The 12291-nt window shown below is 46.8% G+C and carries 10 protein-coding genes and 1 pseudogene; all 11 read left to right on the top strand.

The features are described from left to right. Positions 1 to 3: 3 nt before the first annotated feature. The 11 genes and pseudogenes from ACLI4M_RS01445 (at position 4) to ACLI4M_RS01395 (ending at position 12288) form a co-directional block, all read left to right on the top strand. Entirely contained in the window at positions 4 to 1227 is a 1224-nt protein-coding gene (locus ACLI4M_RS01445) for a glycosyltransferase (protein WP_133623294.1), read from the top strand. Further along, the gene (locus tag ACLI4M_RS01440) at positions 1224 to 2564 is read left to right on the top strand and encodes a lipopolysaccharide biosynthesis protein (RefSeq protein ID WP_048915583.1); all 1341 of its coding nucleotides are present in this window, start codon (positions 1224 to 1226) and stop codon (positions 2562 to 2564) included. The genes ACLI4M_RS01445 and ACLI4M_RS01440 overlap by 4 nt, the downstream gene beginning before the upstream one ends. A gap of 149 nt (positions 2565 to 2713) precedes the next feature. Next, positions 2714 to 3616: a UTP--glucose-1-phosphate uridylyltransferase GalF gene (galF, locus tag ACLI4M_RS01435; protein WP_048915584.1), complete on the top strand. Its 903-nt coding sequence runs from the start codon at positions 2714 to 2716 to the stop codon at positions 3614 to 3616. A gap of 41 nt (positions 3617 to 3657) precedes the next feature. Beyond that, positions 3658 to 4671, top strand: a complete 1014-nt coding sequence (gene galE / locus ACLI4M_RS01430) for a UDP-glucose 4-epimerase GalE (RefSeq protein WP_099754994.1) — start codon at positions 3658 to 3660, stop codon at positions 4669 to 4671. A gap of 431 nt (positions 4672 to 5102) precedes the next feature. Further along, positions 5103 to 6149: a UDP-N-acetylglucosamine--undecaprenyl-phosphate N-acetylglucosaminephosphotransferase gene (gene wecA, locus ACLI4M_RS01425; RefSeq protein WP_133623295.1), complete on the top strand. Its 1047-nt coding sequence runs from the start codon at positions 5103 to 5105 to the stop codon at positions 6147 to 6149. A 48-nt stretch (positions 6150 to 6197) separates the two neighbouring features. Next, positions 6198 to 7280, top strand: a complete 1083-nt coding sequence (gene rfbB / locus ACLI4M_RS01420; RefSeq protein ID WP_133623296.1) for a dTDP-glucose 4,6-dehydratase — start codon at positions 6198 to 6200, stop codon at positions 7278 to 7280. Beyond that, the gene (gene rfbA, locus ACLI4M_RS01415; protein ID WP_133623297.1) at positions 7280 to 8146 is read left to right on the top strand and encodes a glucose-1-phosphate thymidylyltransferase RfbA; all 867 of its coding nucleotides are present in this window, start codon (positions 7280 to 7282) and stop codon (positions 8144 to 8146) included. The genes rfbB and rfbA overlap by 1 nt, the downstream gene beginning before the upstream one ends. A gap of 4 nt (positions 8147 to 8150) precedes the next feature. Further along, positions 8151 to 9581, top strand: a complete 1431-nt coding sequence (locus tag ACLI4M_RS01410; protein ID WP_133623298.1) for a lipopolysaccharide biosynthesis protein — start codon at positions 8151 to 8153, stop codon at positions 9579 to 9581. 24 nt (positions 9582 to 9605) lie between these two features. Next, positions 9606 to 10713, top strand: a pseudogene (gene vioA, locus ACLI4M_RS01405) (dTDP-4-amino-4,6-dideoxy-D-glucose aminotransferase VioA). A gap of 1 nt (position 10714) precedes the next feature. Next, the gene (locus ACLI4M_RS01400; RefSeq protein WP_133623300.1) at positions 10715 to 11293 is read left to right on the top strand and encodes an acyltransferase; all 579 of its coding nucleotides are present in this window, start codon (positions 10715 to 10717) and stop codon (positions 11291 to 11293) included. Next, positions 11290 to 12288 (top strand): glycosyltransferase family 2 protein, encoded by a 999-nt coding sequence (locus ACLI4M_RS01395; protein ID WP_413449771.1) that lies wholly within the window; start codon positions 11290 to 11292, stop codon positions 12286 to 12288. Before ACLI4M_RS01400 ends, ACLI4M_RS01395 begins: the two co-directional genes overlap by 4 nt. Positions 12289 to 12291 lie beyond the last annotated feature (3 nt).

The following is a 12291-nucleotide window of genomic DNA, read 5'->3' as shown; positions in this document are numbered from 1 at the left end:
CCAATGAAATTAACATTTTTCACGATGCGTTTTCCGGTCAGCTCTGAAACTTTCGTGCTGAACCAGGTGACGCATTTTATTGATATCGGCTATGACGTTGAGATTATCTCGGTGTTCCCGGGCGATCTGGTAAACCGGCACGGGGCCTTTGACCGCTATAATCTGGCGGAAAAAACCCACTATCTGCTGCCGGAAGAGAAGGTGACCAATGCGGACAAGCTGAAGCAGCGTCTGCAGATCGTGTTGCCTAAAATTCTTAGCTCCGCCACCCTGAAATCATTCAATATCGGGCGCTACGGCGCGCAGTCGAGCAAGCTGCTGTTGCCGGCGATTGTTGCCGCCAACAAGACGCCGTTTGTCGCGGACGTGTTCCTGGTGCACTTCGGCTACGCCGGGGCGCTGGCGAACAAGCTGCGCGAGCTTGGCGTACTGCAGGGCAAGCAGGCCACCGTATTCCACGGGGCGGATATCTCCCGCCGCCATATCCTTGAAGAGCACAAAGAGGATTACGCGCGCCTGTTTACCCAGAGCGAACTGCTGTTGCCGATCAGTCATCTGTGGGAGCGCAAGCTGATCGAGATGGGCTGCCCGCCGGAGAAGATCCACGTGACGCGCATGGGGATCGAGCCGGAGAAATTTAATCTGCAGGCCCGTGATTCGCTTCACCAGCCGCTGCGCATTCTCTCCGTGGCTCGCCTGACCGAGAAAAAAGGGCTGGGCGTGGCGATTGATGCCTGCAAAATCCTCAAAGCGCAGGGCGGTCACTTCGAGTACAGCATCGTCGGTAACGGCGACCTTGAAGATGAGCTGCGTGCCACCATCACCAACGCCAAGTTGGAAGAGTGCGTGAAGATGGTTGGCTTCAAACCGCAGGAGGAGATTAAACGCTATCTGGATGAAGCCGATATCTTCCTGCTGCCGTCGCTGACCGCTGCCGATGGCGATATGGAAGGGATCCCCGTCGCGCTGATGGAGGCGATGGCCGTCGGGCTGCCGGTGGTGTCGAGCGAGCACAGCGGTATTCCTGAGCTGATCGAGCACAATGTCTCCGGCTGGCTGGCGCCAGAGGGCGACGCCGAAGCGCTGGCCGACATCCTGCTGAAATTGTCGAAGGGCGAGGCCGATGTAGCCCCGGTGGTGGCCGCAGCCCGTCTTAAGGTTGAAACCGAGTTTAACCAGCATATTGCCTACCGCAGGCTGGCCGAAATTCTGGAGCAATTAGCGTGAGTAGTTTAAAAAACCAGGCCGTATGGCTGTTTGGTGGTACCTGTTTTGCTGCGGTACTGCAAGTGGTTCAGCTGGGCGTACTGGCGCGCAAACTGGAAGCGCATGAACTGGGTATTCTGGCAATTATCAATGCCATCCTCGCGGTGGCCATGGTGTTGCAGGATATGGGGATGAGCAGCTATATCGTGCATCGCCAGAACATTACCCGCAAAGAGCAGAGCACCATCTATTGGGTGAACGTGCTGCTCAGCCTGCTAACCGGGCTGCTGCTGATCGCCATTGCCTGGCCGATTGCGTACTTTTATCATCTGCCGCAGCTCACCGGGTTGATTATGCTGACCAGCCTGAACTTCCTGGTGCTCGGCTCGCTGTCGCAGTATCAGGCGCACTTTATCAAAGCCAAGCGCATGGTGCTGCTGGCGAAGATAGAGATGGTGACTAAGTTCCTCGCTTTCGCTCTGACGGTCGCGCTGCTGTACCTCACGCCGCTTAACGTTTCTGCGGTGATCCTCGGCCTGTTTGCCAATGCCGCCATGCGTATTCTCTGCATGATCTGGTTTGGTGAGAAGTCGTGGCGTCCAACCTTTGAGTTTGATAAAGGCACCTTCTTCAGTTCGATGAAGTACGGCGTGTATCAGCTCGGCTCGCAGACCATTAACCAGCTGCGCACCCAGGCCGACTCCCTGATTGTCGGCAAGGTGATGGGCGCCGAGATGCTCGGGGTTTACTCGCTGGCAAAAGAGCTGGTGCTGCAACCGCTGAAGCTGGTGACGCCGGTCATTAACCGCCTGGCACTGCCACGCTTTGCTGAAAAACAGCATGAGCCTGCGCAGCTGCAGAAGCTGTTCCTCAAGGGCACGCTGGCGATTATGCTGTTCAGCAGCCTGATGTATCTGGCGATTGGTATTCTCTCCCCGGTGATTGTTCGCGTGCTTTACGGTACGGCTCATGAGGCGGTAGGGCACCTGATCCCACTGATGCTGCTGTTCGGCATGCTGCGCCCGATGGGCGGGCTGACCGGCGCGATCTCCCAGGCCAATGGCCGCACCAACGTCGAGTTCTACTGGAATATTGTTGCCAGTCTGATCGTGGTTGCGGTGCTGGCGACAACCTGGATCTGGCCAAATGTCGCTTACGTGGCGCTGACGCTGTCGATTTCCCAGGTGCTGATTTCTGGCTTCGCGCATCCGTTCTTTATTAAGCCAGTGATTGGGATCCGCTTCATTCCGTACGCCCGCCAGTGGGTGTCGGTGTCGGTGGTGTTCGTCGGGATCATGGCGCTGGTCAGTTATTATAATTTATTTGTGATGCCCGAATGGTTCAGCGGCATCCTGTAACCCGGTAATAAATATAAGGTCACCCTGGCGGTGGCCTTTTTTTTATAGCTGGCCCTGGCGCTATTTTTTCAGATTAAGATTATACTTGTGAATCATCCCTTTAATGCATAATGAGTGAACGTTTTTTACTTCATTTATATGGAAAAAATATGACCAAGCTTAAAGCAGTTATCCCGGTTGCGGGTCTCGGTATGCATATGCTCCCTGCTACAAAAGCCATTCCTAAAGAGATGTTGCCGGTAGTCGATAAGCCGATGATTCAGTACATCATCGACGAGTGCGTGGCAGCAGGTATCAAGGAAATTGTTCTGGTCACCCACGCGTCCAAGAATGCGGTCGAAAACCATTTTGATACTTCCTACGAACTGGAAGCCCTGCTCGAAGCGCGCGTTAAGCGTTCCCTGCTGAGCGAAGTGAAATCTATCTGCCCACCGGGCGTGACCATTATGAACGTGCGCCAGCCTCAGCCGCTGGGCCTGGCGAATGCGCTACTGTGTGCGCGCCCGATGCTGCATGACGAAGCGTTTGTTGTGGTACTGCCGGACGTGCTGCTGGACAACGCCAGCGCCGACCCACTGCGCTATAACCTGGCTGCCATGGTGGCACGTTTCGAAGAGACCGGCCGCAGCCAGGTACTGGCACACCACATGCCGGAAGCCGATCTCTCCGAATACTCGGTGATCACCACCGACGAGCCGCTGGATTTTGCCGGTAAAGTGGCCTCTATTGTTGAGTTCGTCGAGAAACCTGAAAACCCACAGACGCTGAACTCCGATCTGGCTGCGGTCGGTCGCTACGTGCTGTCTGCGGATATCTGGACCGAGCTGGAAAACCTTGAGCCGGGTGCCTGGGGCCGTTATCAGCTGACCGACGCCATTGCCAACCTGAATAAAAAACAGCCGGTTGACGCGCACCTGCTGAGCGGCGACAGCTTTGACTGTGGTCGTAAGCTGGGTTACATGAAAGCCTTCGTGACCTGGGGCCTGCGTAACCATGACCAGGGCCGCGATTTCCGCGAAGAAATTCAGAAGATTTTAGCGAAACAACCTTAACCCGAACGTGGCCACGCCCGGCGTGGTTGCAAGGAGTCAACATGGCTATTTTAGTAACGGGCGGAGCTGGCTACATCGGTTCCCACACGGTGCTGGCGCTGCTTGAGCGCGGCGACGACGTTGTAGTACTGGATAACCTGAGCAACGCATCACGCGAATCAATCAGTCGGGTTGAGAAGCTGACCGGCAGGAAAGCGGTGTTCTGCGAAGGTGATATCCTCGATCGCGCCTGCCTGCGTGATATCTTCGCCAGTAACAGCATCAGCGCGGTGATCCACTTTGCCGGCCTGAAGGCGGTAGGGGAGTCAACCCGCATGCCGCTGGAGTATTACCAGAACAACGTCACCGGTACGCTGGTGCTGTTGGAAGAGATGCGCAGTGCCGGTGTGAACCAGTTTATCTTCAGCTCCTCCGCCACTGTGTACGGCGCTGATGCCCCGGTTCCCTACGTGGAAACCACGCCAATCGGCGGCACCACCAGCCCTTACGGCACCTCCAAGCTGATGGTTGAGCTGATCCTGCGCGATTACGCTAAAGCCAACCCGGAGTTCAGAACCATCGCGCTGCGCTACTTTAACCCGGTTGGCGCGCATGAGTCTGGCCAGATTGGCGAAGACCCGAACGGTATCCCGAACAACCTGCTGCCATACATTGCGCAGGTCGCTATCGGTCGCCTGGAAAAGCTCGGCATCTTTGGTGGCGATTACCCAACAAAAGACGGCACGGGTGAACGTGACTATATCCACGTCATGGATCTGGCAGAAGGGCATCTGAAGGCGCTGGACCATATCGCGGCGGTTGACGGCTATAAAGCCTATAACCTCGGTGCCGGCGTTGGCTACTCGGTGCTGGAGATGGTGAAAGCCTTTGAGAAAGCGGCGGGTAAACCGGTGCCGTATCAGATTTCACCGCGCCGCGCTGGCGACCTGCCGGCATTCTGGGCGGATGCCTCGCTGGCGGACAAAGAGCTGAACTGGCGCGTCTCTCGCGGTATCGATGAGATGATGCGCGATACCTGGAACTGGCAGTCGAACAATCCTAACGGTTACCGATAGTTCAGACATGACTGGCATTGATTAAAAAAACTCCCTGATTTGGGAGTTTTTTCATTTCTGCGGGCAGCGAAATTTTGCACGAGACTGCAACCGATAAGCGCTGGCGTCATGACAGTAGTGGCGTGTCAAAAAATAACCGGTCAGTGATACTTAATTGTTCAACGTGGTTGAGAATGGTAAATTACATAAAAAAGACAGTAGATTAAGCTTGTGTGACCGCCTCAATAGTATAAGAATTGTCGCATAATTTTGTAACGCGACATGTGGATTTGTTTCCAGGATAAATCCAATAAAAAAAAACAAAGCTGGCCGGTTTTCACTGGCTATGCTTGAAGGTGAATCAGTGACAGTCAACTGGTAGCTATAGCCAGGGGCGGTAGCGTGGTCAAATTAAGTCAGGATGCTTAAATTCTGTGGGCACGGGTAAACATATGCTAGATATCATTGTTGTCTTTGTAGGCGCACTGGCGCTGCTGTTCGCTGCGCGTAAGATTGCCCGTCGGGTTGGCCTGGTCGACAAGCCGAACGCGCGCAAGCATCACTCCGGGCACATCCCGCTGGTGGGTGGGGTCTCAATCTATTTCTCATTATGGCTACTTTATGGCCTGCAGCCCGACTGGCTGCCCGGTTTTCCGGTCTATATGGTCTGCATCACGCTGCTGCTACTGGTCGGCGTGATTGACGACCGCTTTGACCTGCCGGTGATGCCGCGCATGCTGGTACAGGCCGGGGTAGCGGGGATTATGATGTGGCAGGGGCTGGAGATTGACTCGCTGGGCACCTTCCTGTTTGGCTACCCGCTGATGTTGGGGGCGCTGGGATATCTGGTGACGCTGTTTGCCGTGATCGGTTCGATCAATGCCTTTAATATGGTTGACGGTATCGACGGCTTACTTGGTGCCCTGGCCAGCGTGGCCTTTGCCACCCTGAGCATGCTGTTCTTCTTCGGCGGACAAACGGAGCTGGGGATGTGGTGCCTGGCGCTGGTGGTGGCCTGCATGCCGTACATTCTGCTCAACCTCGGGGTGCCGTGGGGGCGGAAATTCAAAATATTTATGGGTGATGCCGGCAGTATGCTGATTGGCTTCACCGTAATCTGGCTGCTTATCCTTGCCTCTCAGGGCGAAGATGCGGTGATGGCCCCGGTAACCGCACTGTGGATTATCGCTCTGCCGTTGATGGATATGATCCGCGTGATGATCTCCCGCGTACGCCGCGGCAGCAGCCCGTTCCGCCCCGATCGCGAGCACCTGCACCACATTCTGATGCGCGCCGGATTCAGCGGGCGTATGACCTTAGCGATCATGACTTCAGGCCAGCTGTTTAGCGGCATGCTCGGTATTATCCTCGAAGGTTGCCACGTGCCGGATAACTGGCAGTTTGCCATATTCTGCCTGAGTTTTATCTCGTTTATTTATGGCGTACGCATGGTGGCGAGAATAAAGCTCACTCCTGACACTATTATGACGGTGAAATAGAAAATCATCTGATGCAGAAATAACATTGAATACAGAGAGAATATAAGCGTGAAAATTCTAGTGACGGGCGGAGCCGGTTTTATCGGTTCGGCCGTGGTTCGCCATATTATTAATAGCACCTCTGACAGCGTCATCAATGTCGATAAATTAACCTACGCCGGCAATCTGGAATCTCTGGCGGAAGTCAGCAGCAGTGAACGTTATGCCTTTGTGCAGGCAGATATCTGCGACAGCGCGGCAATGAGTGCCATTTTCAGCCAGCACCAGCCCGATGCGGTAATGCACCTGGCGGCGGAGAGCCATGTTGACCGCTCAATCAGCGGCCCGGCAGCATTTATTGAAACCAATATTGTCGGTACCTATGTACTGCTGGAAGCGGCGCGTAGCTACTGGAATGGATTAGATTCAGACCGTAAAGCCGCGTTTCGCTTCCACCATATCTCGACGGATGAAGTGTATGGCGACCTGCCGCATCCTGATGAAGAGCCAGCGGGTGCAGCACTGCCATTGTTCACTGAAACCACGCCGTATGCACCCAGCAGCCCTTACTCCGCGTCAAAAGCATCCAGCGACCATCTGGTGCGCGCCTGGCTGCGCACCTACGGCTTCCCGACTGTTGTCACCAACTGTTCCAACAATTACGGCCCGTACCACTTCCCGGAAAAACTGATCCCGCTGGTGATCCTCAACGCGCTGGATGGCAAAGCGCTGCCGGTATACGGCAAAGGCGATCAAATCCGCGACTGGCTGTATGTAGAGGACCACGCGCGCGCGCTCTATACCGTGGTGACGCAAGGGCAGATTGGTGAGACCTACAACATCGGCGGCCATAATGAGAAGCAGAATCTGCAGGTGGTAGAAACTATCTGTGATTTGCTGGATGAACTGGTGCCAAAGGAGAGTAGCTACCGCCAGCAGATTACCTATGTTGCCGACCGCCCGGGCCACGATCGCCGCTACGCCATCGATGCCGCTAAGATTGCCGCAGAACTTAACTGGCAGCCGCAGGAAACCTTTGAGAGCGGGATCCGCAAGACGGTGCAGTGGTATCTTGCAAATCAGCCATGGTGCTTAAATGTACAAACTGGCAACTATCGTAGAGAAAGATTGGGACTGGAGATAAATAAATAATGAAAGGAATTATTCTGGCTGGTGGTTCTGGTACACGCCTATACCCTATCACTATGGGTGTTTCTAAACAGCTGCTACCGATATACGATAAACCTATGATCTACTATCCATTATCGGTACTAATGCTGGCAGGCATACGCGAAATTTTAATTATTACAACACCTGAAGATGAATCCAGTTTCAAAAGACTCCTTGGAGATGGTAACAAATTTGGTATTGAACTAAGTTATGCAGTTCAGCCTTCTCCTGATGGGTTAGCCCAAGCTTTCATCATTGGTGAGGAATTTATAGCTAATGATCCAGTATGTTTAGTTCTTGGTGATAATATATTTTATGGGCATGGTTTCTCGCCTCAGCTTAAAAGTGCGGCAAAAAATTCCGTTAGTGGAGCAACTATTTTCGGTTATCAGGTTAAAGATCCTGAGCGTTTTGGCGTAGTAGAATTTGATGAAAATAAGCGTGTTTTATCTCTTGAAGAGAAACCTGTAAATCCCAAGAGCAATTTTGCTATAACAGGACTCTATTTTTACGATAATAAAGTAGTAGAATATGCTAAACGAGTAAAACCTTCCGCGAGGGGAGAGTTGGAAATTACAGCATTGAACCAGATGTATTTAGAAAAGGAAGCATTAAGTGTAGAGATGCTTGGGCGCGGATTTGCATGGTTAGATACAGGTACACACGAAAGCTTACTGCAGGCGGCACAATTTGTGGAAACTATTGAAAAACGCCAAGGCTATAAAATAGCATGCTTAGAAGAAATAGCATTCAATCAAGGATGGTTAAGTCGAAATGACTTGCTCATGCAAGCTGAGAATTTAAAGAAAAATAGCTACGGTTCATATCTTAAAGAATTGTTGAAATAATTCTGTGGAAAATATAAAAAGTAAGACAATAAACGCTTTAAAATGGAGTGCACTTGAGAGATTCCTGGCTCAAGGAATGCAACTTCTAATCATGCTGCTTCTTGCAAGAATATTAGGACCTGAAAGCTTCGGTTTAATTGGAATGCTTGCGGTTTTTATTTCCATATCACAAGTGCTGGTTGATAGTGGTTTTAGTTCTGCATTAATAAGAAAGCAAGATAGAAGTGATGCTGATTTTTCTACAGCTTTTTACTTTAACATATTTGTTTCTGTAGTCTGCTACTCTGCTTTATATATCTCTTCTCCAAGCATTGCACATTTTTATAATCAACCACTATTGATTGATCTTGCGCGAGTTCTTGGGGTTGTGATGATTGTTAACAGCTTTGGGCTTGTGCCAAAGACTATTTTAACAATTAATATGAATTTTAAAGCACAAGCGTTAATATCGATAATCAGCATCTTGATTAGTAGTATCGTATCGATATTCTTAGCTTATAAAGGATTTGGGGTGTGGTCACTTGTAAGTCAGTCTGTTATTACAGCAGCGTTAAATGTGATATTAATCAACTTAACTATCCGATGGTCTCCAAGTTTTATTTTTTCCAAGAGTTCTCTGCAATATCTTTTTGGATTCGGCGGGAAATTGCTTTTAGCAGGATTGTTAGAATCATTTTACAATAATATATACCAGATTGTCATTGGCAAGAAGTTTAATGCTTTTCAGTTAGGGCAATTTACCCAAGCAAACCAACTTGCGAGCGTTCCAGCAATAACAATGACTAATGTTATTCAACGAGTAACATACCCAATGTTAAGTCATATCCAGCACGATGTTGAAAAAATGGATAAAGCTTATATTCTATCTATGCGTATTGCTGCAGTATTTATTTTTCCTTTGATGAGTGGTCTTTGTATCATTTCAAAGCCATTACTGATATTACTGTTGGGAAATGAATGGGAACCTTCAGCATTACTGGTCTCTTTACTGGCATTAGGCTATATGCTATACCCTATTCATGCTATTAACTTGAATCTATTGCAAGTTAAAGGGCGTTCAGATCTTTTTCTAAAATTAGAAATAATAAAAAAAATTCTGGCTACATTGATTTTATGTTTTACTATACCATATGGTGTGCAGATGATGTGCCTCGGTATTGTTTTACATTCATACGCCTCGCTCGTCATAAATACCTATTATACCGGTACGTTGTCATCATTAACTGCCGCTCGGCAGATTAAGGTAATTATGCCGATTTGGTTGATTAGTGTAGGCTCTGGTTCCTTTACACTAATAATTTCGTCCTTTTTTCTAGAAAGCAATGTTAGTAAAATAATATTAATGTTATTTCTAACGCCAGTAGTCTATTTAACTTTAATTTTCTTATTGCAAAAAGACTTATTCATAAAGATCTTATCAATGAGAAACCATTAAATAAATTTGAAAACCGTGAAGCCCATGAAAAAAAATATACCTGTCACACAACCTTTTCTTCCTGAATTAAGTGAGTTCATTCCCTATTTAGAAGAGATATGGAATAATAAATGGCTCACTAATAACGGGCCGTTTCATCAAAAATTAGAAAAAAGAGCTTTGCGAATATTTAGGTGTAAAATACATATCCCTATTTAACAATGCAACCATTGCTCTAATTACAGCACTTCAAGCATTAAGAATCAGTGGTGAAGTTATTACAACACCATATTCTTTTGTTGCAACTAGTCACTCTATTCTATGGAATGGGTTAAAACCTGTCTTCGTCGACATCGACCCTCTTAGTTTTAATATCGACCCCAAAAAGATTGAGGCTGCAATAACACCTCAGACGACTGCCATAATGCCAGTTCACTGTTATTCAAACCCGTGTGATGTCGAAGAAATTCAACGAATAGCTGATAATTATGGCTTGCGAGTGATATATGATGCTGCTCATGCATTTGGAATTAACTATAAAGAGAAGAGTGTATTGAATTTTGGTGATATGTCGATACTTAGTTTCCATGCGACGAAGGTTTTTAATACATTTGAAGGTGGTGCAATCATTTGCCAAGATGAGAAAACAAAATTAAGAATAGACCGCCTTAAAAACTTTGGTATTGCTGATGAACTTACCATTACTGCACCTGGAATTAATGGCAAAATGAGTGAGATTAATGCTGCTTTTGGGCTAGTTCAGCTTAAGCATATTGATAGCTCAATGAATAAAAGAAAGTCCATCAGTGATAAGTATAGGCAGGCGTTGAATTCTATTAAGGGTATTACAGTTCCATCATTATCAACCCATGCTAATAATAATTTTTCATACTTTCCTGTGTTGATTGAAGATGATTTCCCAGTTGACCGTGATGAACTTTATCAGAGACTTAAAGACGAAGGTATTCTCTCTCGCAGATATTTTTATCCTCTAATTAGTAATATGCCGATGTATCGTGGAATTGAATCATCCTCAAAAGAAAACTTACCATTTGCGAATATTATTTCAGACAAAGTGCTCTGTGTACCAATATATCATGATATGGATGAATTCGATTTTGCAAGAGTAATATCTGTCATAAAGGGATGCTAAAATGGCTATCTTGAATAGAGATGAATTGTTAGCGATTGGTTTTAAAAGTCTCGGGGTAAACGTAAGCATTTCGAAAAAGTGTAGTATTTACGGTGCAGAAAGAATATCAATTTCTGATAATGTCAGAATTGATGACTTTTGCGTACTTTCAGCAGGAGTTCACGGTATTTACATTGGCAGCTATGTGCATATAGGTGTATATAGTTCATTAATAGGTGCTGGTGAAATACAGTTAAATGATTATTGCAATATTTCATCAAGGGTATCAATATATTCCAGTAATGATGATTATTCTGGCGAATTTATGACAAGCCCTATGATACCCACGGAATATACGAATGTAACTACAAAACCAGTTAAAATAGGAAAACACTCTATTGTAGGTAGCGGAACTGTAATACTGCCGGGCGTTACGATGCAAGATGGAGTAGCTATAGGGTCCCTTTCTTTAGTCAAAGAAAACTGCGCTGCATTCTGTATATATGCAGGAAACCCTTTGAAATTTATAAAATCCCGAAAAAAAAATCTTTTAGAATTGGAGAGAAGGTTTTTATCTGATTTAGAAGGCAATGTGCTATGAGTGCTTGCGTTAAATATAGCAACCCTATGTTTACAGATGACAATGAAATTACAGTTTCGATATGCTGTATTACGTATAATCAAGCCAGATATTTACCAGAAGCGTTGGATAGTTTTCTTTCTCAAAGCACAACGTTCAAATATGAAATTATTATCGGCAATGATGCTAGCTCTGACAACACTAGCCATATTATAAAAGAATATACAAAAAATTATTCAGACATTATTCGATGCATTGAACATGAAGAGAATGTTGGTGCTAATGCAAACATTCTTTCAGTGCTTTCAATGGCTAAAGGGCAGTGGATTGCGTTTTGTGAAGGTGATGACTATTGGATCGATAATTATAAATTACAAAAACAGGTAGATCTACTATCAGCATCAAATGGAATATTTTTTTGTACACACAGAGCTTTTATGGAAACTGGTGAGAAAAGAGTTGTTCATTTTGATTATGGTAACGAAACAAAGCTTTTTGATCTAAAAGACATCCTTTCAGTCACTGGACAATTTGCGCCAACTAGCTCATATATGTTCAGCTGCGAAATCATTCATGATCTTCCTACTTGGTTTACTACAGCACCAGTTGGAGATTTGTTTCTAGAATTGTATGGAACTAAAAATAAAGGAATATATTTAGCTGAAACGTTATCTGTATATAGGCTGGAATCAGTTGGATCTTGGTCAGAGTCAATTAAAAATGATATAAATAAGTTCACTATCAGACACCTACAAATAGCTAAACTGCTCAAAAAAACAAAAAATCAAATTCCGGGATATGACCATTATTTCGATAGAAAAATTACAGCAGTGTATCTAAATATGGCTACTCGATATCTCTTTGAAGGAAAATACTCGCTCTTCAAAAGAGCGGTCATTAAAGGAATTATTTCCAATAACAGGCCCACCTTAAAACAAAAGGTATATCGGTTTTTTTACAATGCACCTCAAATAATGAGGTTTATACATTTTTTGAAGTCATATTTACCACGGTAATAA

Origin of the sequence: Erwinia sp. LJJL01, from assembly GCF_047300805.2 — a bacterium.
GTDB lineage: Bacteria > Pseudomonadota > Gammaproteobacteria > Enterobacterales > Enterobacteriaceae > Erwinia > Erwinia aphidicola.
Note: the sequence above shows the minus strand (reverse complement) of the source record. Positions and strands in the feature narration are given on the sequence as shown.